The sequence below is a fragment of the Alcaligenes faecalis genome (assembly GCF_002443155.1).
Classification (GTDB): Bacteria; Pseudomonadota; Gammaproteobacteria; order Burkholderiales; family Burkholderiaceae_B; genus Alcaligenes; species Alcaligenes faecalis.
Window position 1 is genome coordinate 1,327,867 of record NZ_CP023667.1, and the last position, 24,611, is coordinate 1,352,477.

Annotated in this window: 24 protein-coding genes; 13 read left to right on the plus strand and 11 right to left on the minus strand. The window is 56.5% G+C overall.

Annotated elements, in window-relative coordinates; genetic code table 11:
• Positions 1-238: 238 nt before the first annotated feature.
• Both sorT and sorU read left to right on the plus strand, forming a co-directional pair.
• Positions 239-1,459 (plus strand): SorT family sulfite dehydrogenase catalytic subunit, encoded by a 1,221-nt coding sequence (gene sorT / locus CPY64_RS06095; RefSeq protein WP_171902921.1) that lies wholly within the window; start codon positions 239-241, stop codon positions 1,457-1,459.
• 53 nt (positions 1,460-1,512) lie between these two features.
• The gene (gene sorU, locus CPY64_RS06100) at positions 1,513-1,821 is read left to right on the plus strand and encodes a SorU family sulfite dehydrogenase c-type cytochrome subunit (protein ID WP_052159170.1); all 309 of its coding nucleotides are present in this window, start codon (positions 1,513-1,515) and stop codon (positions 1,819-1,821) included.
• 37 nt (positions 1,822-1,858) lie between these two features.
• Here the strand turns inward: sorU and CPY64_RS06105 are convergent, their stop codons facing one another.
• The 3 genes from CPY64_RS06105 to CPY64_RS06115 form a co-directional block, all read right to left on the minus strand.
• Positions 1,859-3,805, minus strand: a complete 1,947-nt coding sequence (locus CPY64_RS06105; RefSeq protein WP_042488021.1) for a metallophosphoesterase family protein — start codon at positions 3,803-3,805, stop codon at positions 1,859-1,861.
• Positions 3,806-3,996: 191 nt separating this feature from the next.
• Positions 3,997-4,374 carry a hypothetical protein gene (locus CPY64_RS06110; RefSeq protein WP_042487840.1) on the minus strand — a complete coding sequence of 126 codons (378 nt, stop codon included), beginning with the start codon at positions 4,372-4,374 and terminating at the stop codon, positions 3,997-3,999.
• Between the two features lie 23 nt (positions 4,375-4,397).
• Complete coding sequence (locus tag CPY64_RS06115; protein ID WP_042487838.1) at positions 4,398-5,045, minus strand: TetR/AcrR family transcriptional regulator C-terminal domain-containing protein; 648 nt, start codon at positions 5,043-5,045, stop codon at positions 4,398-4,400.
• 98 nt (positions 5,046-5,143) lie between these two features.
• Between CPY64_RS06115 and CPY64_RS06120 the strand changes: the two genes are divergently transcribed.
• The 3 genes from CPY64_RS06120 to CPY64_RS06130 are packed head-to-tail and all read left to right on the plus strand — an operon-like array spanning position 5,144 to position 8,240.
• On the plus strand, positions 5,144-6,286 hold the full coding sequence (locus tag CPY64_RS06120; RefSeq protein WP_052363014.1) for an HlyD family secretion protein: 1,143 nt from the start codon (positions 5,144-5,146) through the stop codon (positions 6,284-6,286).
• Positions 6,287-6,288: 2 nt separating this feature from the next.
• On the plus strand, positions 6,289-7,815 hold the full coding sequence (locus CPY64_RS06125; RefSeq protein ID WP_042487835.1) for an MFS transporter: 1,527 nt from the start codon (positions 6,289-6,291) through the stop codon (positions 7,813-7,815).
• 41 nt (positions 7,816-7,856) lie between these two features.
• Positions 7,857-8,240 carry a DUF4148 domain-containing protein gene (locus CPY64_RS06130; RefSeq protein WP_052363013.1) on the plus strand — a complete coding sequence of 128 codons (384 nt, stop codon included), beginning with the start codon at positions 7,857-7,859 and terminating at the stop codon, positions 8,238-8,240.
• A 117-nt stretch (positions 8,241-8,357) separates the two neighbouring features.
• Here CPY64_RS06130 and CPY64_RS06135 read toward each other — a convergent pair whose 3' ends face one another.
• Positions 8,358-9,572, minus strand: coding sequence for an MFS transporter (locus CPY64_RS06135; protein WP_042487832.1), 1,215 nt, complete (start codon positions 9,570-9,572; stop codon positions 8,358-8,360).
• 85 nt (positions 9,573-9,657) lie between these two features.
• Here CPY64_RS06135 and CPY64_RS06140 point away from each other — a divergent pair, with 85 nt between their 5' ends.
• Entirely contained in the window at positions 9,658-10,293 is a 636-nt protein-coding gene (locus CPY64_RS06140; RefSeq protein WP_042487829.1) for a TetR/AcrR family transcriptional regulator, read from the plus strand.
• A gap of 342 nt (positions 10,294-10,635) precedes the next feature.
• On the opposite strand, the gene CPY64_RS06145 is transcribed toward CPY64_RS06140, so the two are convergent.
• From CPY64_RS06145 to dapD, 4 genes are read right to left on the minus strand one after another with little or no spacing between them, the layout of a single operon-like run.
• On the minus strand, positions 10,636-12,561 hold the full coding sequence (locus tag CPY64_RS06145) for an ABC-F family ATP-binding cassette domain-containing protein (protein ID WP_096917379.1): 1,926 nt from the start codon (positions 12,559-12,561) through the stop codon (positions 10,636-10,638).
• Entirely contained in the window at positions 12,558-13,481 is a 924-nt protein-coding gene (gene prmB, locus CPY64_RS06150) for a 50S ribosomal protein L3 N(5)-glutamine methyltransferase (RefSeq protein WP_042487826.1), read from the minus strand. The genes CPY64_RS06145 and prmB overlap by 4 nt, the downstream gene beginning before the upstream one ends.
• Positions 13,475-14,611 carry a succinyl-diaminopimelate desuccinylase gene (gene dapE / locus CPY64_RS06155; protein ID WP_042487823.1) on the minus strand — a complete coding sequence of 379 codons (1,137 nt, stop codon included), beginning with the start codon at positions 14,609-14,611 and terminating at the stop codon, positions 13,475-13,477. Before dapE ends, prmB begins: the two co-directional genes overlap by 7 nt.
• Positions 14,612-14,613: 2 nt before the next feature.
• Positions 14,614-15,432, minus strand: coding sequence for a 2,3,4,5-tetrahydropyridine-2,6-dicarboxylate N-succinyltransferase (dapD, locus tag CPY64_RS06160; protein ID WP_042487820.1), 819 nt, complete (start codon positions 15,430-15,432; stop codon positions 14,614-14,616).
• An 864-nt stretch (positions 15,433-16,296) separates the two neighbouring features.
• Here dapD and CPY64_RS06165 point away from each other — a divergent pair.
• Positions 16,297-17,202: a membrane protein gene (locus tag CPY64_RS06165; RefSeq protein WP_042487817.1), complete on the plus strand. Its 906-nt coding sequence runs from the start codon at positions 16,297-16,299 to the stop codon at positions 17,200-17,202.
• Between the two features lie 197 nt (positions 17,203-17,399).
• Here the strand turns inward: CPY64_RS06165 and CPY64_RS06170 are convergent, their stop codons facing one another.
• Complete coding sequence (locus tag CPY64_RS06170) at positions 17,400-18,167, minus strand: AraC family transcriptional regulator (RefSeq protein WP_042487814.1); 768 nt, start codon at positions 18,165-18,167, stop codon at positions 17,400-17,402.
• Between the two features lie 106 nt (positions 18,168-18,273).
• Between CPY64_RS06170 and CPY64_RS06175 the strand changes: the two genes are divergently transcribed.
• The 3 genes from CPY64_RS06175 to CPY64_RS06185 all read left to right on the plus strand — a co-directional run bounded on the left by CPY64_RS06175 (position 18,274) and on the right by CPY64_RS06185 (position 21,531).
• On the plus strand, positions 18,274-19,080 hold the full coding sequence (locus CPY64_RS06175) for a sulfite exporter TauE/SafE family protein (RefSeq protein WP_042487811.1): 807 nt from the start codon (positions 18,274-18,276) through the stop codon (positions 19,078-19,080).
• Between the two features lie 72 nt (positions 19,081-19,152).
• Positions 19,153-21,021, plus strand: a complete 1,869-nt coding sequence (locus tag CPY64_RS06180) for an SLC13 family permease (protein WP_226791337.1) — start codon at positions 19,153-19,155, stop codon at positions 21,019-21,021.
• Between the two features lie 42 nt (positions 21,022-21,063).
• Positions 21,064-21,531, plus strand: a complete 468-nt coding sequence (locus tag CPY64_RS06185) for a PaaI family thioesterase (RefSeq protein ID WP_198501046.1) — start codon at positions 21,064-21,066, stop codon at positions 21,529-21,531.
• A 19-nt stretch (positions 21,532-21,550) separates the two neighbouring features.
• Here CPY64_RS06185 and CPY64_RS06190 read toward each other — a convergent pair whose 3' ends face one another.
• Positions 21,551-21,871: a DUF202 domain-containing protein gene (locus CPY64_RS06190; protein ID WP_226791338.1), complete on the minus strand. Its 321-nt coding sequence runs from the start codon at positions 21,869-21,871 to the stop codon at positions 21,551-21,553.
• Positions 21,872-22,221: 350 nt separating this feature from the next.
• On the opposite strand from CPY64_RS06190, the gene CPY64_RS06195 reads away from it, so the two are divergent.
• Entirely contained in the window at positions 22,222-22,620 is a 399-nt protein-coding gene (locus tag CPY64_RS06195; protein ID WP_042487802.1) for a DUF1090 domain-containing protein, read from the plus strand.
• Positions 22,621-22,806: 186 nt separating this feature from the next.
• Complete coding sequence (locus tag CPY64_RS06200; protein WP_080723831.1) at positions 22,807-23,730, plus strand: DNA/RNA non-specific endonuclease; 924 nt, start codon at positions 22,807-22,809, stop codon at positions 23,728-23,730.
• 24 nt (positions 23,731-23,754) lie between these two features.
• Here the strand turns inward: CPY64_RS06200 and CPY64_RS06205 are convergent, their stop codons facing one another.
• Positions 23,755-24,189 (minus strand): hypothetical protein, encoded by a 435-nt coding sequence (locus tag CPY64_RS06205; protein ID WP_042487795.1) that lies wholly within the window; start codon positions 24,187-24,189, stop codon positions 23,755-23,757.
• A gap of 126 nt (positions 24,190-24,315) precedes the next feature.
• Here CPY64_RS06205 and CPY64_RS06210 point away from each other — a divergent pair, with 126 nt between their 5' ends.
• Positions 24,316-24,558: a hypothetical protein gene (locus CPY64_RS06210; RefSeq protein ID WP_042487791.1), complete on the plus strand. Its 243-nt coding sequence runs from the start codon at positions 24,316-24,318 to the stop codon at positions 24,556-24,558.
• Positions 24,559-24,611: the final 53 nt, after the last annotated feature.

Below are 24,611 nucleotides of genomic sequence, written 5' to 3' on the forward strand. Positions count from 1 at the left end.
TCATTCTTGGTTTCCTAGCCTCCCAAGAAAAAACTCATGTTTTATTTCCTGTTTTTGACTGGGGGAAGGTGTGTTCGGAAACCCATGCTGTATGCGGGTTTCCTGTTTTTAGTGTTCTTCTTTTAGCTGCTATATGAGCGTTATATATAAGGGTTATAGTTTCTGGTTATAAAGATAGTGCCCCCATAAAATCGAAGCCTAAATTAATTACAGATAACAAACACACATGGAGGCGATCATGGAACCTAGCAATCTCTCGCGCCGGCGCATGCTTTTGTCCACGGGCGGAGTCATGGCCTTGGCGGGAACGGCAAGCCTGACACCCTTGTCAGCTGCACTGGCCCAGGAAAAGGCGAAAACGCAGGCTAAAGCCTTGCCAGCCTATGCATCCTGGAAACATGCCGATAGCTTGATCGTGCACAGTGCCAACACCATTGAAACCAAGCGCAGCGCGTTTGGTTCGGGTCTGATCACACCGCTGGACCGCTTGTTCGTGCGCAATAACGTCGCTCCTCCGTCCGAGCAGATCGTCGCCGATCCAGACGCATGGGTATTGGCGATCAAGGGCGTAAAGAATCCTAAAGACATGACCGTGGCCGAGCTGAAACGCCTGGGTCTGGTCGCCGTACCCATGGTGCTGCAGTGCTCTGGTAACGGTCGTGCTTTTTTCCCCGAGAAACCCAGCGGTACACAGTGGACCGTAGGCGCAGCAGGCTGTGTGGTCTTTACTGGCGTGCCGATCAAGGCTGTGCTGGAGGCTGTCGGTGGCATGGAAGAGGGTGCCAAGTACATGACCGGTCAAGGCGGCGAGGAGATTCCTCAGGGATTGGACCCGAACACCATCATGGTGGAGCGTTCGATTCCGCTGGAAGCCATTGATGACGCGATTCTGGCTTGGGAAATCAATGGTCAGCCTATCCCTCTGGCCCACGGCGGCCCCTTGCGCTTGGTCGTGCCGGGTTACACCGGGGTCAATAACGTCAAGTACATCAAGCAGCTGGCGTTTACCAAGGAGCAGTCTGCCGCCAACATTCAGCAAAACAGCTACCGCCTGGCGCCAGTGGGTGAAAAGTCCAACCCGAATCAGGAATCGGTTTGGGAAATGCCCGTCAAATCCTGGGTGACCAGCCCCAGCGGTGAGCCGGGTGAGGAGCTCAAGGCCGGCAAGGTACAGATCCAGGGCTTGGCCTTTGGGGGCATGACGGCAGCCAAAGAGGTGGAAGTGTCCGTGGATGGCGGCAAAAACTGGGTGAAAGCGACGTTTGTGGGCCCTGATCTGGGCAAATATGCGTGGCGTCAGTTCGTTGTGGGCGTGGATCTGAAACCGGGCAAGTACGAGATTGCCAGTCGTGCGACCAGCGAAGCAGGCACGGCACAGCCTGAAGAGCGTGTAGCCAATAACCGTGGCTATTTGAACAATAGCTGGCGCGACCACATGCTGGCTGTCACGGTAGTTTAAGTCTTGAATGTTGTACCCGCCCCGTCAGCTCGGGGCGGTTATGGAAGGGAATCATGAAGAAATATCTCGTTGCTGCAGTATCTGTATTTGTTTTCAGTACCCAGGCTTACGCTCAGGAGCAAGGCAAGGAACTGTTTCTGACAGGCGCCAAGCCCATTGCCTGTGCGGTCTGTCATACCCTGGCTGATGCGGGTTCAGCCGGGGCCATCGGTCCGGATCTGGATGAACTCAAGCCGGGCAAGGAGCAGATCCTGAAGGTCATGAAAGAAGGCATGGGTGCCATGCCTTCTTTTGCTCAAACCATGAGTGACGAAGAGCGTGATGCTGTCGCCACCTATGTCAGCTCTGTAGCGGGTCAATAAACCCTGTTGTTGCCCTTGTAGTCAGGCATTGGCCGCCTTACCGATCTTGCTCCTGGTCAGGGTGCAGAAATTCGGTAGGCGGCTTTTTGTTGGCATTGTGATGCAGGACGCGGGCAGGGCGGCCCTCTTCATCCAGCCAGATCTGGCCAATGCCGGAACCATTCCAGACGCGCTCTCCATGCTTGCGCTGATCTGGCAGACGTGGGCTGATGCTCAGGTCACGGCGTTGCGTAAACCAGTTAAGGGGAGAGCGGGGGGAATAGAGCCAGCGGTTAAGCCGATCCAGCCAGTTCAGCAGCCCCTCCGGAAATTCGTTCTTGATGCCGCTGCTGGTCACTTGCCAGATATGCGGGATATGTTTGCTGTGGCGTACCTGCACATCGTAGACGAAGGAGTAGTGCACATCTCCGGACAAAATCACGTAGTTACCGGGAGTGCGCGAATGCCTGAAGATATTCAGCATGGTATTGGCGGCCCCCCGGTGAGCCATCCAGTTCTCGGCATCCACCGTCAGAGCAAAGCCTGCGTAGGTACAGATTCGTTGAATGACCTCGATCAGCTTGACGCCGAACATGGGCGTGGGTGACACAATCACGGCGGCACGTTCGTCCAGCAACTCGTGCTGCAGCTCGGTCAAGGACTCCCAATCCATCAAGCCGGAAGGGCGGCTTGGCATGCGGCGGTTATGCCATCGGCGCGTGCGTGTATCAAGCACAATCAGCGTGGGCTGGGTGCGCAGCACATAGTCCCACTGACGAAACTCCAGCAACTCCTTGATGAGCGTGTCCTGTGTGTGGTGTTCAAGACGTTGATGCTTATCGGGCGATTGGGTCCAGGCGGTGACCGTGTCCAGTATGGACTCAAAGACCTCGGGGCGGTTGCCCCAGGCCTGACACAACGTATACGCTACCAGGGCATTGCCCACGATCTGTCGTGAAAAAGGATGGCCGTAGGCGACGCTTTCCCATTTGGCAGACAGATTCCAGTCATCGGTGATGTCATGGTCGTCAAAAATCATCAGGGTTTGCACGTGCGCCAACAAACGGGCTGCCTGGGGCAAATCCTGACGGAAGCCTTGCAGAGCGGCCGCTTCACGTTCCCAGCGTTGCTGATGTTTGGGTTCCAGAGCTGGGGGAGTGGGCTCGGCAATGATTTGCCAGGGAATGGGGGACCAGACCAGCAAGTACATGGCAAAGACTTCAGCCAGCGTCACCAAATGATTGTGGGCATTGGCGGTGGTGAAAATCGGCTTTTCTACGCCACCAAAAAAACGCTCACGCAGATCTTCGTTGGATTTGAAGGCCGGCAGCAAATCTGCGCGCCGGTAATAACTGGCGGGATGTCGATAAAGAGATTCGCTATCCGAGACAACCGCGCCTTCCAGATATTCTCCATACAAGCCTAGTCGCTTGATCAGGGAGTGAATGGCCGCCAGCATGGGGCCTGCCACATCGTCGGCATAGACCTGATCCCCGGACAGCATGAGCAGGGCTGGTCGGGCCTGGGCCTGAGGGATGCGCTCGCTCAGTACCGTGTCAGCCTGTGCCAAGCCATCACGGGAGGCGTGATGAGGTTTGCGGCAGGAACCAAACATCAGATTATCGGCGCGGCTGGCCAACACAAAGTTGGGCCGGGTCTGTCCCTGATGCAATAAATGGGGGGACCAGTCTGCGATCCCTTGTTCCGTTCCGCTGGCTGTTGAGTGGATCAGATCGTAGTGCACCAACGTGTCCTGGGGAAGCGGGCCGCTAAGTGCTACATCAATGAAATGAATAAAGGCGTGCTTGCCCAGCTGCACAATCCGGCATTGATCGGTATCCAGAGGGATACGTTGAGGAGGGCAGCCTTCCGGCTCCAGAATTAAATCCAGGGACAAGCTGGAACTGCCGACCAGCCAGAGGACTAAACGCTGGGAATCCAGGCGACGCAGAATAGGGCCCGCAAGTACCGGGGGCAAGTTGGAAGAAGGTTGGGAGAGACTCAAACGGGTAACAGCCAGAATCAGAAAAGACAATGGACAGCGTAGAGCGCAGAAAGTTGCAGTTCCAGCTTTGTTAGTGGAGCAATCTGTGTAGCGGAATGTTGGATAGATGGAATAAGAACAAGCAGGGCCATCTGTCATCAGTGGCCCTGTCTTGTCCGGCGGGTCCGCGTTTTACGATGTAGCCGCGCTGCTTAGTGGTTTTCCATTTCAGGCTTGGTTTCCAGAAATGCCGCCACTTGTGCGTCCAGATCGCCCTCATGAACGACGCGTACCGGAAAGCCGAATTTCTCGCTTAAAGGGGCGACAAAGGCATTCAGGGAAAAGGCCATCAAGGCATTGCTCACGACAACCAGGCTGGCGGCACAGGAGGTGCTCAAGCGGCTGCGGTTGTCCTTGATCCATTGCGAGAACTCCTCCTTGTCCGAACTATCCTCTGCGCCGGGCAGCTCTCGGGTCAGCAAGACAAAGCGCTGCCCTTGATCCAGCAAGGTTTCCAGCTCCTCTTTCCAGTTGGAAGGGGCGCTGTTCGAGATCCAGATACGGGGGAATTCCTGTGTGGCAACGTGCATGGACGGGTCCTGAAAAGGTCTGTTTATGGTTTGTTTTGAATGCGCTGCTTTGTACCATCAATCAACAGGTTCAGGCCAGTGATAAAACGGCCCGTAAAGTCATCGGAAAAAATCGCCTCACGTGCCTGCCAGTTGCAGGGGTATTTTTCTTGAGCCAATTCTAAAAAAGCCTGTTTGCGTAAAGACAGGTCCAATGTGCTGCCCGGCCCAAGCGCCTGTTCTTCCATGACAAAACCCAGAATGTAGTAGATCAGGCTAAAGCTGGCCTCGGCAGCAAATTGGCTGTCTGCGCCTGCCTGCATGAAAGCGGACAAGAAGGCTTCGCTGGTGCGCAGCACATTGTCTGTGACTACATAGGTGCCCGCAAAAACACGGGCTCCGTCGCGCCGTTGCAAGAGGGCCTGCCGAAATTCCAGAGCCAGGTGACGGACTTGTTCATCCCAGGTCTGATCGCTTGGGCAATGGCGCGCCACGTTTTCTACCAGAGCGTCGGCCATGCCATCAATCAAGGCTTGCTTGGCATTGAAGTGCCAGTACAGCGAGGGGGCCTGGATGTTCAGGGCCTGGGCCAGCTTGCGCAATGTCAGTCCTTCCAAACCTTCCTGGTCCAGCAAGTCCAGCGCTGTCTGGATGATGTGTTCGCGTTGAATACGGGGCGCTTTCGTTGCCATGTTCTCTCCGATATTTGCAACCTAACGCTGTTAGTGTATCATTCGCCCATAGACTAACAGTGTTAGGTTATGATTTTTGATTGAGCAGGGATACGGTTATGAGCACCTCAACAACTTCGACGGAACGCAAAGCACTGGGCCTGCGGCTGGCTCCCTGGCTGGGCTGCCTGGCCATGATTGGGCTGCTGATTCTGGCGACCACGCAGTGGAACGAGTGGACCAGTAGCCGCCGCATACAGAGCACTCAGAATGCTTACGTGAAATCCGACTTTGCGGTGCTCAGTGCCAAGGTTTCGGGCTACGTGAAAGCCTTGCCCTTGGGAGATTATGAGCAGGTCAAGGCGGGGGATCTGATTGCGCAGATTGATCCGGCCGATTACGAGCTGGCCGTGGCGGCAGCGCAGGCGGAACAGTCCAAGGCGCAGGCCCATCTGGAAAATCTGGACGGTGAAATTGCACAGCAACAGGCGCGTATTAAAGAGGCGCAAGCCAAGCTGCGCTCCGTGCAGGTGCGCGTGCGGCAATACCGTAATAACCCTTCGCGCCAGGCAAGGCTGGTCAAGGAAGGTGCCTTGTCACGTCAGGGCTATGAAAATGCCCAGGCCGATCTGGATGAGGCAATCAGCCAAGGGGAGGCCGCTACCGCGCAAGTGGATCTGGCGAAAAATTCCCTGAAGGTGCTGCAGGGGCAGCGTGCGATTCGTACCGCGGATTTGAAATCGGCTGAAGCTGCCTTGGAGTCTGCTCGTCGCGATTTGGGCTATACGCGGATTGTGGCTCCTTTTGACGGGGTCGTGAACAAGCGTCATGTGCAAGTAGGCAGCTTGTTGAACCAGGGCACGCAGATTGTTTCCATCGTCCCCTTGGAGCAGGCCTACGTCATTGCGAACTACAAGGAAACGCAGCTTGCCCGCGTGCAGCCGGGGCAGCCGGTGGAGCTGTCCGTGGATGGCTTGCCTGGGGGGAACTGGCGGGGGCGTGTGGTCGAGATTGCACCCATGAGCGGGGCCGAATCCTCCTTATTGCCGGCCGATAATGCCTCCGGGAATTTCACCAAAGTGGTGCAGCGCATACCGGTGCGTATCGAGCTGGAGCCGGGTCAGGCACAGTTGGAGCGCCTGCGTCCCGGCATGTCGGCCCAGGCCAGAATCGACACGGCGGGTTCCCCTGTTGCGGCCTATGACATGCCCGGCTTGAAACAGACTCGCCAGTTGGCTGTCGTGCGGGCGCAGGAGGGCTGATCATGCGCTTCTCCCGACTGATGGCCAATACGCACACAGCACGTCCTGCCTTGACGGTGCTTGCGATTTTTCTGGGTGCGGTCCTGACCACCGTGCAAGGGCGGCTTTTTTCTGCAGCCTTACCGGATTTACGTGGCCAGTTTGGCTTGGATGTGCTGGAAGCTGCTTGGTTGGGGACCGCCTTGAATGCGGCGCAATTGATTTCCATGCCGATTGCGCCATGGCTGGCGACCGTCATCGGGCCGACTCGGGTTTTGCTGGCCCCAAGTCTGCTGTTGGGCTTGGTCGCCTTGTTGATTCCTTTCTTTGCCCATCATTATCCCGTTCTGCTAAGTCTGCATGCCTTGGCTGGGCTGTGTCTGGGAATCTATCTGCCTTTGACGATGTCCCTGGCTTTGCGCAGCGTCCATCCTCGGTTATGGCTTGCTGTCATGGCGGCGTACAGCTTGCGTGTGTCAACCGGCATGGATGCAGGGTATGGCACATCCGGTTTTCTGCTGGAAGAAATCAGTTGGCATTGGGTTTACTGGCCCACTGCTTTTGTGGGGCCATTGATTGCGTTGCTGGCCTGGAAGGCCATGCCATTGGCTCCAGTAGACCGGCCGCAACTGCAAAACGCGGACTGGGGGGGTATGGCCCTGTTTTGCACCGGCCTGGTCCTGGCTTTTGTGGGGATAGAGTCGGCTGAACGCCTGGGCTGGAGCGATTCTGGTCTGGTTGTTTCAGCCTTGACTGGGGGCGCGCTTCTTGTCGTGGCTGCAATAGGGCGTGGCATGCGCAGGCAAAACTCCTTTGCCAGTCTGATGGCCCTGGGCAATCGCAATATTCGTATCTGTCTGATGATTGCTTGCCTGTTCGGTGTACTGATGACGCCAACGTCCTTGCTGATTCCCAGCTTTCTGACGCAGATGGGCGACTTGAAGCCGCTGCAAGCAGGCGCCGCCACCTGGATAGCGTTTTGGGCTTATCTGGCCTCGACCCCCTTGGCAATCTATCTGGGTCGCCGTCTTGAGCCACGCCTGATGATGATTATCGGTTTAAGCATTATCGCGTTCACGGCCTGGTTGGGAACTCATATCAGCCACGACTGGCGGGTAGAACAGTTTGTCTCGATGCTGATTTTGCAGTCTGTGGGCGAGAGCACCATGTTGATTGGTTTGATTGCTGCCTTTGTGACCAATCTGAATCCCCAACATGGAGTGGCATTGGGCGTGTATGTCCCCATCGCGCGTGTCTTTACGCCTGTCGCCGCAGCCACGCTGGTTTCCACTTGGCTGCGCATGGCCGGCGATATCAGCCGTAGCAGCCTCAGCAGTCATCTTGTAGAGGGTGACCCTTTGGTCATGGAGCGAGCCTCCGCAGGTTTGGCCGGTCTGGCTCGCATTCTGGCTCGTGAATCACAGGTGGCAGCACAGATCAGCGCCTACAACCTGGTGTTTTGGTGCAGTTTGCTGGCCTTGTGTCTGGCTGTGCTGCTGCGTTCTTCGCCACCCAATCCCATCGCGCCTCCCTTTACCCAGTCTGTGTAGGTCCAGGCAGAGAGGCGTTTTTTTAATCAAGGAGATTCATCATGAAATTAGGTTTATGGACATTGGCTTGCACGGCTTTGCTGGCCTCGACATCGGCTTGGGCTGTTGACGGTTCTGCCTCTGTACAGGAGCAGGCCTACAGCAAGAGTCGCGCCCAGGTTGTGCAGGAATTGGAGCAGGCACGCGAGCAAGGGCTGATCAGCGTAGCGGCGCATGGCTATCCCAACGTGCCGCGAGGCCCTGTTAAAACTCGTGCTCAGGTGGTTCAGGAGTTGCAGGAAGCGCAACAAGCTGGTTTGCTGGACTTCGCAGACGATGAATATCCCGTCTTGCCTGCCGATGGTACTCATAAGACGCGCCAGCAAGTTGTGCAGGAGCTGGAACAAGCCAGAAAGCAGGGCCGTCTTTTGTATGTAGCCCCGTAAGGCTGTACCTAGCTGCCGTTGAGTTCGGTGTCTAGCTTGTAAAAAGGGACTGAGCCTGCCTTTACGCAGCCTCAGTCCCTCTTGTTATGAGGAAATTGCTTCGGGGGGGGGCGGGCTTCAAGCCTGGGTCAGCGGACGACGCATCAAACGCAAGGCCACCAGTACCGACAAGCTGACTACCACGGCACTGACCAGATAAATCGCTTCCATCCCCCAGGTTCCTGCGACTGCGCCTAAGGCGGGCCCGGTGATACCTAAAGAGATGTCCAGAAAGGCAACATAGGCACCCATGGCGACACCTCGGCTCTCGGGTGGGGCGCGGCGCACGGCTTCCACACCAAAACCCGGGAAGGCCAGGGAATAGCCCCATCCGGTCAAAGCGGCCCCCAGGTAGGCAAGGGCAGGGCTGTGGGCACCCCAGATCAGCAAGAGGCCAGCAGCCTCCACCAGCACGCATAGCAAAGCGACGCGTGCCCCGCCCAGTTTGTCGGGAAGATGACCAAAGAACAGGCGTGCCGCAATGAAGGCGACCCCAAAGGCGGTGAAGGCCAGTGAAGCATTGCCCCAGTTGCGATCGGCAAAGAGCAGGGCAATAAAAGCAGTCAGACTACCAAAACCGACACTGCACAGCAGCAAGCCCATGCCTGCGCCCCAGACCAGCCCCAGGACTTTGTAGAACGGGGTGCGACGCAGCGCAGTGGGGGCGGTGGCGCGAACCTTGAGCAACATCACCAGGGAAATCAACGGCAACAGCGTGACAGCGACCGAGATACCGTGAAAGCCGTAGTCCTGGTTGACCGCGACACCTAAAGGGGCCCCAACGGCATAGGCACCATACATGGCTATACCGACCCAGGCCATGACCTTGCCCGCGTTTTGAGGGCCGACCAGTCCAATGCCCCAGCTCAAGGCACCCGTCACAATCAGGCTTTCACCGCAGCCCAGCAAGATTCGGCCAATCACCAGCACCCAGACGGATAGGGTAGGCGTGCTGACAAAGCTCAAAGAGGCCAGATAGGCCAGGCCGGACAAGCACATCACCATCAGCCCCAACATGACGGCGTGCTTGGAGCCTTGCGTATCGGCCAGATTCCCGGCCCAGGCGCGTGATAGCAAAGCGGCTGCAAATTGAACACCGATAACCAGACCTACGACCAGCGTGCTCATCTCCAGCACATCGTGTACGTGCAAAGGCAGCACGGGTAGAGGCAGACCAATGCTCAGAAAACTGACGAACACAGCCAGCGTAATAGGTAGCAGCGTTAGAAAAACATGGGCAGCAGGTGGTGACTGCGCCTTCGAGGTGGCTTGTGCCGAATTGGGTACAGACATGAAACACTCCAAACATGAGTAATTGCTCGATATTTGAGATAATATGAATAATTGCTCACATCGAAAACTCACATTCGGAGTCCCTATGCAAACGCTCCCTCAAGCCCGTCGTATCCCGCGTCAAAGCCGTTCCCGTGCTTTGGTGGAGGCGATTTTGGAGGCAACGGCTCGCGTTTTGTCCGAGCGTGGCTATGCCGGTACCAATACCAATGTGGTCGCGGAAGTGGCCGGAGTCAGCGTGGGCTCGGTGTATCAATACTTCCCGAACAAGGACTCCCTGATCGCCGCCTTGCACGAGCGCCATGCCATGCAAATGAACCAGGCTATGGAAAGCAGTCTGGCCGATACGCAGTCCTTGGGGTTGCGGGGGCGTTTGAGTGATCTGGTCAAAGCCTGGTTGGCCGCGCATCGGGTGGACCCGGAGTTGCATCGGGTACTGGAAAAGGATTTTCCTTTCTTTGATGCACCCGCCAGCGAGAGTCAGGCTGATCAAAGTATTCGTGACCGCATTCGTCAGCTGCTGGAAGAGCACCGCAGCGAGGTCGCCCCGCAGGATCTGGATTTAGCCACCTGGGTGGTGATGCAAAGTCTGGAGTCCCTGATTCATGGCGCGATCATCCCGCCCGGTGTGCCGTATCCGCCGGAGCAGGTGGAAGAAGCCATTGTGGATTTGCTGTGTGGGTATTTGGGCTGTGCGAGTCCTGGGAAAGCGGGGAAGTGAGCGGAGTTGGCGAGCCGGTTTTCGAGTGAGTTTTGGCTCACATGAGTTTGTTGTTGTTGTTGTTGTTGTTGTTGTTGTTGTTTGCTGGCCGGACTCACCTTGGCTAAACGTATGCGCTGAATGGCATACAGCAAAACGAAGAACGAGATGGCATAGCCAAGTTTACGAGTGTATAGATCCTCTGCTCATAGTCTTGGCTCAGAAACCCAGGAGTCAGCAAACTCGTAAGGCTTCGATGTGCGTTTTACAGACCATCAAGAGCTTCCAACAAAAAGGCGCCAATCTTTGTAGATATGGCGCCTTCTTTTTCAGGAGTTCACGAACAGAACGGAGTTGATGGGCTTAGACCTGCCGCCCAATCTCTTCCATCGCTTCCTGAATTTCCAGCCATTCTTCTTCCAGCGTTTGATGCGTTTTGGTGAGTTCACCATGCTCAGTCATCAAGGCGGGCCGTTGATCCTTGTAGCTGTCCGAGTAAAAGTCGGGGTCCTGCATCAAGGTATCCAGCTCCTGCAAACGCAGCTGAGCTTTCTCCATGGCCGACTCCACTTTCTTCAAGCGGCTTTCCAGGGGCTTGCGTTGCTGGGCCTGACGTTGGCGCAGCTCGGCTTCCTGACGGCGTTGCGTCTTGCGGTCTGTGCCTTCGCCACCTGTATCGGCACGGGCTTCCTGGCGAGCTTCCGAGCGCGATTGCGCGCTGCGGGCCAGCAGCCAGTCGCGGTAGTCTTCCAGATCGCCATCAAACTCCTGAACCTGGCCATCGGCCACGATCCAGAAAGAATCAACGGTAGAACGCAGCAAATGGCGATCGTGCGATACCAGCAGTACGCTGCCACCGTAATCAGCCAGGGCCGCTGCCAGGGCTTCGCGGGTATCCACGTCCAAGTGGTTGGTTGGTTCGTCCAGCAGAAGTAGATTGGGCTTTTGCCAGACAATCAGGGACAGGGCCAGACGCGCCTTTTCACCCCCGGAGAAGGGGGCGGTCAGGCTGGTGACCATATCACCGCTAAAACCGAAAGAGCCCAGGTAATTGCGCAGTTCCTGCTCGCGCACATCCGGAGCCAGACGTGCCAGATGTTGCAGGGGGGTGGAGTCCGGGTCAATGGAGTCCAGCTGGTGCTGGGCAAAGTAGCCGATCACCAGACCTTTGGATTCCAGGCGCTCGCCCCGGATAGGTTCCAGCTTGCCAGCCAGGGTTTTGACCAGTGTGGATTTACCCGCACCGTTCATCCCCAAAATACCCACACGGGCACCGCCGCGTACCATCAGGCGTACTTGGCTCAAAATCGCCTTGTCCTGATCGGGGTAACCCAGATCGGCCTGATCCAATGTCAGCAAGGGATCGGGTGTGTATTCAGGCGAGGGCAGGCGAATGGAAACGCTTGAGTCGTCGCGCAAGAGCGTTACGGTCTGCATGCGGGCCAAAGCCTTGACGCGGCTTTGTGCCTGCTTGGCCTTGGTGGCCTGGGCCTTGAAGCGGTCAATAAAGCTTTGCAGACGCGCGGCTTCACGGGTTTGACGCTCGTAGGCGATCTGGCTTTGTTGCACGCGCTCGGCACGCTGCACCAGAAAGTCGTTGTAGCCGCCTTTGTAGCGAACCAGTTTGCCTTGATCCACGTGCAGGATCGAACGGGCCACCGCATCCAGAAACTCGGTGTCGTGCGAAATCAGCAACACGGTGCCGGGGTAGGACGTCAGCCAGCGCTCCAGCCAGAGCATGGCGTCCAAGTCCAGGTGGTTGGTGGGCTCGTCCAGCAAGAGCAGGTCAGAAGGAGCCATCAGGGCACGGGCCAGGGACAGGCGCATTTGCCAGCCACCGGAGAATTCGCGCACGGGCAGCATCCACTGATCGGGGCGGAAACCCAGACCGGCCAGCAATTGCTCGGCACGCGAGGGGGCGGACCAGGCATCGGCTTCGATCAGGGCATTTTCCAGCTCGGCAATGGTCTGGCCATCGCTATCGGGCGTGTTGGCGCGTTTTTCCTGCAAGGCACGCAAACGCTCGTCGCCGTCGATAACAAATTCGCGGGCAGGGCGGTCACGGTCCGGAATGGTTTGGCGCACACTGGCTACTTCCCAGACTTCGGGGATGCTCAGGTCACCCCCGTCCAGATCCAGCTCGCCTTGCAGCAAGGCAAACAGCGAGGATTTACCGGCGCCGTTCTTGCCCACAATGCCCAGGCGCTCGCCCGGATTGACGATGAAATCCGTATTGTCCAGCAGGACTTTGACGCCGCGACGCAGCGTAATTCCAGTTGCGCGTATCACAGAGCCAGTTGCTCCCGGCTTAGCAAGAGAATCTGGTCTTCAGCAGTTTCCGTACTTAGCCAGATAGGCTCCAGCTCTGGGAAAGCAGCGACGAAATTGTCGTACTCATTGCCGATTTCCAACACCAGCACGCCTTCGGGCGACAGGAAGTTGGGGGCTGCTTCCAGAATGCGACGCACCAGGTCCATGCCGTCGTCACCGCCAGCCAGGGCCAGTTGTGGCTCGTGCTGGTATTCCTTGGGCAGGTTCTGCATGGACTGCTCATTCACATACGGTGGGTTGCAAATGATCAGGTCGTAGGCGGTGGGCGGCAATTGATCCAGCAGATCGCTCTTGTACAGACTCATGCGATCGTTCAGCTCAAAGGCATCGATATTTGACTGCGCCACTTCCAGCGCGGCGTCGGACAGATCCACGGCATCGACTTGCGCTTGCGGGAAGGCCAGGGCCGTCAAGATAGCCAGGCAGCCCGAGCCGGTGCACAAATCCAGGGCGTTGTAGATGGCGTCCGGGTCGGCAATCCAGGGTTGCAGCTGTTCAGCCAACAGCTCCGCAATGGGAGAGCGCGGCACGATGGTATCGGCGGTGACGCGGAAGCGATGGCCTTGCAGCCAGGCTTCACCGGTCAGGTAGGCGGCGGGCACGCGTTCGTTGCAGCGGCGTGCGACCAGGGCCAGATAGGCGGCGCGCTCGGACTCCAGCACGGTGGCGTCCAGATACGGGTCCAGTGTGTCCAGGGGCAGATGCAGGGTGTGCAGCAGCAGATACGCGGCCTCGTCCCAGGCATTGTCACTGCCGTGGCCAAAGGCCAGCTGACAGCGGTTGAACTGGCTGACGGACCAGCGCAACAAGTCGCGCACGGTGCGCAGTTCCTGCTGGGCTTCCAGCAGGGAGGAACTATCGATGCAAGGGCTTAACAAAGCAGGGATTCCAATGTACGGCGATAAATGTTTTTAAGGGGCTCAAGATCAGCAACGGAAACGTGTTCGTTGATTTGATGGATGCTGGCGTTGAGCGGGCCAAATTCGACCACTTGAGGGCAGATTTTAGCGATAAAGCGACCATCCGAGGTGCCGCCTGTCGTGGACAGATCGGTTTCCACGCCGGTTTCGGTTTCAATGGCCTTGGCAAGAGCCTGGCTCAGCGGGCCGGCCTCGGTCAGAAAGGGCTCGCCACCTACCGTCCATTCCAGTTGGAAGTCCACGCCATGGCGGCGCAGAATGGATTCCACTTCGGCTTGCAGACCGGCCGGTGTTTGCTCGGTGGAGAAACGGAAGTTGAAATGCACATCCAGCTGACCGGGGATCACATTACCCGCGCCGGTACCGGCATGGATATTGGAGATCTGAAAGCTGGTGGGTGGGAAGTCGATATTGCCGGCGTCCCACATGCGGTCTGTCAGTTCGTGCAGTACAGGGGCGAACACATGCAGCGGGTTGATGGCTAATTGCGGGTACGCCACGTGGCCTTGGCGACCCTTCACGATCAGGTGACCGGACAAGGAGCCGCGACGGCCATTTTTAATGGTGTCACCCAATTGGCGCGAGCAGGTGGGCTCGCCCACGATGCAATAGTCCAGTTGTTCGCCACGCTCTTTCAGGACACGGCACACATGCACGGTGCCGTCGGTTGCGGGGCCTTCCTCATCCGAAGTCAGCAGCAGGGCAATCGAGCCTTTGTGCTCAGGATGGGCCTGGGTAAATTCCTCAACCGCGTGAATGAAGGCCGCAATCGAGGCCTTCATATCCGCAGCGCCACGGCCATACAGTTGCCCGTCGCGCACGGTAGGTTCAAACGGGGGCGAGTCCCAAGCTGCTTCCGGCCCGGTAGGCACCACATCCGTGTGTCCGGCAAAAACAAACAAGGGCGCTTCGGTGCCACGGCGGGCCCACAGGTTGGACACCGGGCCGCTGGGCAGATGTTCCAGGCTAAAGCCCGCTTGCTCCAGCCTTGCGCCCAGCCATTGCTGGCAGTGGGCATCCTCGGGGGTAACCGAGGGGCGGGCAATCAGGGCTTTTAGGGTGTCTAGTACAGAATTGTCAGTGCTCATGTTCAGGCGCGAAGTAAATCATTAATACTGGTCTTGGCGCGGGTACGGGCATCCACACGCTTGACGATGATGGCGCAGGCCAGGCTGTACAGCCCATCGGCCGAAGGCAGGGAACCAGGGACCACTACCGAACCGGCAGGGACACGGCCTTGGTAAATCTTGCCCGTTTCGCGCTCGTAAATCTTGGTGCTTTGCGACAGGAATACGCCCATGGCCAGCACCGAGTTCTCTTCCACGATGACCCCTTCCACCACTTCGGAACGGGCACCGATAAAACAGTTGTCCTCAATGATAGTGGGGTTGGCTTGCAGAGGTTCCAATACCCCGCCAATACCGACGCCGCCTGACAGGTGAACATGCTTGCCGATTTGGGCGCAGGAACCGACGGTGGCCCAGGTATCGACCATGGTGCCTTCACCGACATACGCGCCAATGTTCACAAACGAGGGCATCAGCACGACATCGGGAGCCACATAAGCGCCTTGGCGCACCACGGCACCGGGAACGGCACGAAAGCCTGCCTGGGCAAAGGCGGCCTGGTCGTGCTGCTCGAATTTCAGCGGCACCTTGTCATAGAAGGGAGCGGGTTCGCTGGCCATGACACGGTTCTCGTTGATCCTGAAAGACAGGAGAATCGCTTTCTTGACCCAGTCATTGACCTGCCACTGTCCGTCGATCTTTTCCGCCACGCGCAGGGAACCGTAATCCAGCTTTTCGATCACGGTATGGATGGCCGTGCGCAGTTCAATGCTGTGTTTTTGGGGGGAGAGGGAAGCTCGTTGTTCCCACGCCGATTCGATCAGACTTTGGAGGTCGCTCATAGGCTAGGCTCTGTGAATGCAGGCCGTCATTGGCAGTACCGGGATACAGAAGGCGCATGATGCGCGGTTTACCACCGCAGCGGCCGAGCTTGAATGGAGGCAACAGGATAACCGAGTCTGCCCTATCCATGCACGGTTTTATGGCTTTCTTTGTCGCTTTTGAGGGCAGATGAATACGTATAGGTGCGGGTAGCAGGGGCCGGATTGTCGTTTTGGGCTGAGCCCGCCGAGGGAGCTTGCAGGAATTTGGTGACCGGGAGCCTGTGTTGGCCTTATTGGCTTTATTTCTAATACTGTTTTTCTGGATTCTTGTTTTTTGATAATTAATTTTTGCTTCTGCTTGTTTTTCTTATCGCAGCTATTTTGTTTATTTATTGTTGAGCTTGTTTAACTAAATCGCCTGCGTAAACAAGTATTTCAAAATAATAAAAAATAATCGTGGATCGCCATGCGGATTGCGTGAAGAGTTCTTGGTTTTAGTTGCTGGAAGGGCTAGTGCCGCCTGATGTTTCAGCTTGCTTGGTTCTGTTCTTACTCTGTAGGGCTCGTGAAAAAAGACTTTTAACCGTTTTCCATATAGGGTTATTTCCGGGTTTGTCCGGAGCAGGGTCTCGTCTGAGGCCGTGAGTAATGATTCGGTTGCGCTTTTTACATTTTATAAAATTCATCTGATTTTTATCTGCCTAGAATGATTACAAGGTTTTGCTTATTAACCATATTTGGCTCTTGTTTCTTCATTCAAACGGAGGGGTTATGAGATCGATTCTTTTATGGCTCTTGGGTGTCCCTATTCCTATCATTATTTTGCTGGCCTTGTTTTGGCACTAAGGTATTTGCGATCACAATCTTGAATAAGGAATCATCATGGCTACGACGCAATTTGGTTCGGATGCAGGTTTGGGTACGCAGGCCGTCGCGGAATCGTCGCATTCCGCTGTGTCTTGGGGCGCAGTCATCGGGGGCGCGGTTATTGCCGCTGCCTTGACGGTGACCTTGCTGGTAGGCGGGACAGGCCTGGGTTTCATGGCGATCTCTCCCTGGGGCAATGAAGGGGCCTCGGGTACCACCATGGCTATCGGCACGATTGTCTGGCTGTTTGTCACACAGATCATCGCTTACGGCATTGCAGGTTATGTCACTGGGCGTCTGCGTACAAACTGGACCGGTGTGCATGGCGACGAAGTTCATTTCCGCGATACGGCACATGGTTTTCTGGTGTGGGCTGTCAGTGCGGTTGTCAGTGTGTTCTTGCTGGGCTCGGGTGTCGCCTCCCTGGTGTCGGGTACGGCACAGGCCGGGGCGAATCTGGCTGGGGCAGGCGTTGGCGCCGCGTCGGCGGTTGTGGGGCAGGCTGGCAAAGATCAAGCCCAGGGTCCAGGTTTGGGCTACTTCACCGATACCTTGCTGCGTCCGGCCGATCCAGCCAACGCACCTGCACAGGCTGGCAACCCTGAGCGTGAAGTCAGCCGCATTCTGGCGCGCAGCCTGAAAGAAGGCGAGGTGTCCCAGCAGGATCAGGATTACTTGCTGCGCCTGGTGGCCAACCGTACCGGTCTGACTCCGGAGCAGGCCAAGGATCGTCTGGACTCCGTACAGAAGCAAGCCAAGGAAACAGCCGAGAAGCTGGAACAACAAGCACGTGAAGCGGCAGACACCGCTCGCAAGGCAGCCGCTGCTTTCGCGCTGTGGGCATTTGCATCCTTGCTGGTCGGTGCTTTTGTAGCCAGCCTGGCGGCCACGATTGGCGGACGGGCGCGTATCACGCGTTAAGCCCCATTTGTGACGCCCAGTCACTTATAAGTTGAGGCGGGCAGTGCCAGGCCCCCGGATGTCAGAGCTCCGGGGGCTTTTTTTGTCGCCGGGCCGCCCCAAGACAAAAAGCTCCCCCTCGGGGGGCAGCAAGCCGAAGGCGTAGCGTGGGGGTTTATTGTATCCGCTTCAATCAATCTGCAGTCTTGCCCGATGCTTCAGGGAATACGAATAAAGCTGCTGGGAGCCTGTCCTAAACGGCGACGGAACATGGTGGAAAAGGCACTGGAGCTGTCATAGCCCAGGTCCATCGCAATCTGTGTGACTGACTGACCGGCAGACAGCTTGGTCAAAGCGGACAGCAAGCAGGCTTGTTGCCGCCATTCGCTAAAGCTCATGCCGGTTTGCTGCCGGAACAGGCGCGTGAAGCTGCGCAAACTTTTGTTCAATTGCTCGGCCCAGTGTTCTGGCGTGCTCTGGATATTGGGCTGAATCAGGAACGCTTTGCAGAGCGTGGCCAAGGATGGGTCTTGAGGGATAGGGGCAAAGAGCGGCATGGTGTCTGCCAGACCAACTTCATGCAAGAGCAGTTGAGCCAAGGCGCCGTCGCGGCCATTTTCCTCGTACAAGGCGGGCAAGGCCAGGGAGGCCAGCAGCAAATGATGCAGCAAGGGCGTAATCACCAGCACCTCGCAATGGGTGCTGTGGCGGGGGGCGGCCTCTGGCTCTATATATAGACTGCGCGTACTGGCGCTGTGCATGCGCACGCGATGGCGCTTGCCGGCCGGAATCCACACACCGCTATAGGGCGGGATAACCCAGGCGCCATCGTCAGTTTCTACTTCCATCAGACCTGTCATGGCATAGAGCATTTGCGCCCGCCGGTGCACATGAAAGTCCAGCAGGGTGCCCGGGGCGTAGTCTGTGCCAATCGCCAGCAAGGGGCGGGGGGTGGCATCCACGCTGTCCAGTCGTACATTGTGCATAAGCAAGCCTCTGGCCGAAACGAACGTATTGTTGACCGGTTTTAGCATGCCAGCCAATGCGGCGCGACCTATTCTTGGGCTTTGTCATCTCTGTTGATGGGCGGCTATGTATTTTCTATTGCTGTTTTTTGGTTTGCTGGCCGGGGTAACCACCGTGCTGTTTGGCTTCGGTGGCGGTTTTGTAGTGGTCCCTGTGCTGTATTCGGTACTGATCGGCATGTATGGCGTGGACAGTCAGATGGGGCAGGCGGCCATGCATATTGCGGTGGCCACGTCCACCTGCGTTATGATTTTTGGGGCTGGCCTGTCCACCTGGCGTCATCACAAGGCGGGCACCGTACCTTGGGGACAGGTGCGTCCTTTGCTCCTGTTTATTGCAGTGGGGGCAATTCCTGGCGCGGTAGCAGCCATGGCCTTGAACGGCTCCTGGGTGCGCTGGGTTTTCGTGGTGTATTTAGGCCTGACGATTCTCGATAGTCTGTTTCGATCCGGTTTTACCCAGGAAACAAGCAATGTCATGCGTCCTTTAAGCAAGGCCAGCAGCGCGGGGGCCGGAGTCCTTATTGGTGCCATCGCCGCCTTTTTGGGCGTGGGGGGGAGCGTGATTACCGTTCCCTTGATGCGCCGACGCGGTGCCAGCATGACGGCTGCCACCGCAGCCGCAAACCCCTTGTCCCTGCCCATGGCGGTGGTGGGGAGCCTGACCTATGCCATGCTGGCCTGGAATGCGGATTCATTGGGGCCTTGGCATGTGGGTTACATAGACCTGCGAGCCTGCCTGGGGCTGGTGCTTGGTTCCTGGCTGGGGATTCGCTTTACCTCGCGCTGGATTGGCAAGATCCCCGACAGCCTTCATGCCAAAGCCTATATCGCCTTGTTGGGATTGGTGTTGTTGGTGATGCTGCTGGTCTAGGTCTTGCAGGGCGGATGCCGTATCCGCACCTGCCCGCGCCGTGGAGTTCGTTTTGCCTGTTTTGAAAAACTTGTGTTTTTTTGTTTAGTACAGCGAAATGCAGCGCTTGGTGCGCCGCATTTTTACCTATACTTGGCAGCACAGAACAAACAGGAGTGGGGCAGCATGACAACAGAGATTGCAGTGGTCTTGGGTCTGGCTTTAGTAGCGATTGTCTTGTTTGCCACAGAAAAACTCCGAATAGATGCTATTGCCTTGCTGGTGCTCAGCACCCTGACCATTCTGGGTTTGGTGACTCCCGAGCAGGCTGTGGGAGGCTTCAGCAATCCGGCGACGGTCACCGTTGCCGCCATGTTTGTACTGGCAGCCGGCTTGCAAAATAGTGGCGCCCTGTCAGGAATTGGGGATTTGCTGGGCAAGGCCCGCTCCCCGGTCCAGTTTCTGCTGCTCCTGTTCCTGGTCCTGGCGGTGATTGCTCCTTTCGTCAATAACACGGCCGTGGTGGCGGTGTTCATTCCTATCGTGCTGGCCGCCAGCGCACGGATAGGCATGTCGGCCTCCAAGGCGCTGATTCCCTTGTCTTATGTCTCGCAAATGGCCGGTGTCTGTACTCTGGTTGGGACCTCGACCAACCTGCTGGTCAATGCCATTGCCCGTGATATGGGGCACCCCGGCTTCACCATGTTCGAATTCACCACGCTGGGTGTTATTTGCATGGCGGTTGGTTGTTTGTATTTGCTGACGGTAGGGCGCTGGTTATTGCCTGATGCGCGCGGTGGCGAGCTGGTCGAACAGTATGAGTTGGGCAAGTACATTACCGAGCTGCGCGTAATGCCGGACTCCTCCCTGATCGGCCAGTCTGTTGGCGATGCCAAGCTGGGGGAGCAGTACGGTGTGTTTGTGCTGGAGTTGCTGCGAGGTGACACCAAAGTGTGGGGCCCGCGCGAGCAGAAGATTGAGCAGGACGATGTGCTGTTGGCTCGCGGGGATTGGACCAAGCTGGACGAGCTGCGCAAAGAAGCCGGTCTGGAGGTTGACCCGCAGTTCAAATTGGAGCAACAGTCTTTTGAGCAGGTCGATCAAGTTCTGACCGAGGTCATGATTGCGCCGCGTTCGCGTATTAGCGGCCGTACCTTGGGTAGCTTGGGGGCGGGCTGGCACAAGAATGCCACCGTGCTCGGGATCCATCGCCGTGGTCAGGTGCTGCGTGAACAGCTGCGTGCCGTGCGCTTGCGGGTTGGCGATATCTTGTTGATGCTGACCCCGGCCTCCGAGGCGGCGGATCTGCGGGCGGATGGCAATATCATTGTGCTGTCCGAGCGTGAGGCTGAAAAAGAAATGGGCTGGCGCGCCCCTTTTTCCCTGGTGACCATGGCTCTGGTGATTTTGGTGCCCGCCCTGGGCTGGGTGCCTATCAGCATCACTTCATTGGTCGGTGCTGTAGCCATGACACTGGCCGGTTGTCTGAAGGCGGACGATGTCTATGACGCCATTGACTGGCGCATCATTATCCTGATGGCGGGCTTGCTGCCCTTGGGTCTGGCCATGAGCGAGACGGGGGCCGCCCAGTTTCTGGTGGAGAACACGGTCGGTCTGGTGAAATCCTTCGGGCCTTTGACGGTGCTGGCTGTGGTTTATCTGATGGCCTTGATCCTGACAGAGTTCATGAGCAATGCCGCCGCCGCGGTGCTGCTGACGCCAATAGGGATGTCTACGGCCAAGATGATGGGTGTCGACCCCACCCCTTTTCTGATTGCGGTCACTTTTGCCGCCTCCACCAGTTTTGCTACGCCTGTGGGCTATCAAACCAACACCATGGTCTATGGCGCGGGTGGCTATCGGTTTATTGATTTTTTGAAAGTTGGTTTGCCCTTGAACCTGATTTTCTGGGTCCTGGGCGTGTTGTTGATTCCGGTTTTCTGGCCTTTCAATCCGGTCTGAAAACGTGGTGACCAGGATATAAAAACAAAGGAGACTCCAGTCATGAATTCAGTTGTTGCTTCTGCTGCTCCCGCATTGGATCCAGAAGTGTTCCAGGCGGTGCAAGACAGTTTTTCCCGCCAACAGGCGATGAGCCTGATTCGTGCCACCATGCCGCTTGTAGAGACTGGCCTGGTCGAGATTCATTTGCCACATTGGGAGGGGATTCAGCAGCAGCATGGCTTTGTGCATGGTGGCGTTGTGGGCATGATTGCCGATTCGGCCGGAGGCTACGCCGCCATGACGTGTACGCCTTTGGGTTCCAGCGTGCTCAGTGTGGAATACAAGCTTAACTTTCTGGCCCCCGCCAAGGGGCAGTCCTTGCTGGCCCGAGGTTCAGTGGTTCGCCACGGCCGTAGTTTGATCGTGACACAGGCCGAGGTATTTGCCCTGGACGAGGGCAAGCAGACTTTATGTGCGCTGATGCAGCAAACGATTATGGTGATGCAGGGGCGGGCGGAGACATCCTGATGGCAGAGCCCAGGCTGCCTCAGGAGCCAGACTGTTCTTTAGGACTTTTCCAGCGATAGCTCAGCAGCAATACCCACAGGCTTGCCATGCACAGCCCATACAACATGGCTCCGTAGGAAACCGAAATATCAATCCCGCATACCCGCGAGAAACGGTCCGCGGTATCGCAGATATTCTTGATTGCCAGCAAGAACAAGACCGTGTTGACGGCCATGGCCAGGCAGGCGGATACCGCTCTGTCTGCCCAGATCAGGCTGGCAACGGCCAGGATCGACAAAGGCATCAGGGAGTTGAGCACACTGGTGTGCCAGGCCGAATAAGCCTGGGAGGAATTGAGCAAACTTTCGTTGACGTGCGCAAAGGGAAAGAGCCACAAAATAATCAAAGCAGCGCACAGGAAAAAGATCAATTTCCTGATGGTGATGTTGAACACGATTAAAAAGTAAAAGTTTGCTTTATGAGGATTTCGAGTGTAACTGAACTGTTTTATGCTTAAAGACAAGTTGTGTAAGTTTCTCGGCACAATTTGCGACAATTCTGTTACTTGAATATGACATAAACGATGGAATATTCGAATTTAATCACGTTTTCGTGACAAATCGACGAAGTCTGTTTTAAGAGTCCATTGCAGGTAAATAGAAATACGCTTGTATGATGCTTGTCCGGATGAACACAACAGGAGTCGAGAAGATGAAAAGCTCTGTATGGTGCTTGAGCGCCGTTCTAAGTGTGATGGCTTTGCCGGCCTGGGCCGATAACCCGGCTTGTCAGTATCGGGCAGCCGAGATCCAGAACCAGATTGACTATGCCCGCCAGCATGGTAACGAGCACCGCGAGCGTGGTCTGCAGCGCGCATTGGTCAATGTGCAAATGCATTGCCGGGATGCGGACTTGCTGCGCGACGTGCAGGAAGATATCCGCGAGCAAGAAGAGGAAATACAGGACCGCCTTGATGAGATCGCCGAAAAGCGTTCTGAGGGGCGGCAAGACAAGGTTCAGAAGCTGGAGAAAAAGCTGGAGCGCGATCGCACCAAGCTGGAGCAGTTGCAAGATGAATTGAAAGAGCTGCAGGCCTTGAGCGCAAAGTAAGCAGCGCACTCCAGCTTTTGAATCCGCTTCTGCCAGGCTCATCCAATGGACTGAAAAAGGCTGGAGTCAGAAGGAAATACGTGCTCCCGGTGGGGGCACGTTCCTTTTATATAGAAAGGACTGCTTATAATCACAGGTGCAGTCGGCGCAATGATGTAGGCCGACCAAGCATAAAACAAGAGTGGTATGAGCAGAAAAAGCACAGGTCGTAGCGTTAAAAAAACCAGTAGTAGAAAGAAGGCAGGGCAGACAAGTCCGTCCCGATTTTTGAAATCAGTCATTGCAGCGGCCCTGACCAGTTTCGGGATTGCGACGGCCTGGCTTCATCCTCAGGGGCTGAACTGGCAAAGTCTTGAGCCGCTTCTGGCGTCTTTGGGCTGGCCCACGGCGGTTCAGCAAGACAGTGCACCTGTACCGGCTGCCATAGATGGGTATGTCCAGACTTCCTTTGCGCAGTGTCCTCAGTTTTTCCCCGGTTCACGGCCTGTTGTGCCCATGGCTTACACGCAACGGGAGTTGTGCTTCAGCTCGTTTGCGATCTTGCATAGCGGGCAAACCAAAACTCCGGTGTTTGTTGTGCAACGTCTGAATCGGCAACAGATTCAGTCGGCCAAGGGCTTGAAACGTACCGATCGTTTTTATGCCGAAGGCCGCTTGCCCCAATCAGAGCGAGCCGAGCTGAATGACTACCGAGGTTCCGGATTCTCGCGTGGACATATGGCCCCCGCAGGGGATATGGCTTCGGAGCAGAGCATGGCCCAGAGTTTTTCCTTGGCCAATATGGTGCCGCAGAATCAGATCCATAATGCCGGTCCCTGGAACAAGATTGAAGCGGATACCCGTAAATACGTCGCCCGTGCTGCGGGCAATGTCTATGTCTTTACCGGACCAGTATATGAGCGCAACGCGGCAACGATCGGCTCCAGTCAGGTGGCGGTGCCCAGTCATTTATTCAAGCTGGTATACGACGCCACCACTCGACGTGCCTGGGTGCATTGGCAGGCGAATCAAGCGTCCACCCGTGTTGGCCCGCCCATCAGTTATGAAGAGTTTGTCCGTCGGACCGGACTGCATTTATTGCCCGATTTCAGCCTGAAAACTTCGGGGTAGCGGAGAGGTCCGGGATCAGGAAAGTCAGTTGCTCGACTGTTTGAGAACAGCGTGCACCTGATCTTCGGAAAAATACACACTGTCTCCAACTTCAAAGACGCTGTAGCCGATGTTTTGCTCCGAGACCACCCCTCGGAAATAGGCCTTGGGACTTGCGGGAACCTGGGTGATGCGAACGCTGATATAGCGCTCGCTGGTGTAGGAGACGAGCTGTACGCGCATACCCTGTTTCAGATCCAGTGCACCCGGAAAGCGATCCAGATCGTCATGGCTGACCACGACCCGAAACGCTGTGGGTCGATGAATGACATAAGCCTCTTTGAGTCGCCGATGCAAAGCCAGGATCTCCTGGGCCTGCGGGCTAAGTGGACCGTTCGGATGCCGTGCTTCCTGTTCCAGCTCCGGGCTGGGAGACAAGTGCAAAATTTGGGCCAATAGCAGGAATTGTTCTTGAGTCATAAATTGCAAATTATCAGGAAAGGGAATCGACGTGCTTGAGAGCCTCGGGGTACAGTGTTCCTATTGTCCGCGATTGGCTCTCGTTTCGATTCGCGGTAAGCAAAGATTTTTTGTAGGGAAAACGCAATGATGGTTCGACGACTGATTCAAAGCGCTGCGGTGCTAGGCTTGGCTACCTTGATGGCAGCGTGCTCCTCGACTAAACCCGGCGGTGGCCCCGTCTCGAAACTCTTCAATCAATGTACCTGGGATCGTGAGTCCTGCATGCACGAAGGCCGTTATGAGGCCGGTGAAAGCGAGTATGCCGAGCGCGAAGCTCGAGACTTGAATCGTCAATCTGCCGCACGTTTGCGTCGTAGCGGTCTGTAAGATTTTTTTCACGGCAGTACCGGGGGTTTGCTGCCAGACGAGGTATTGACCGT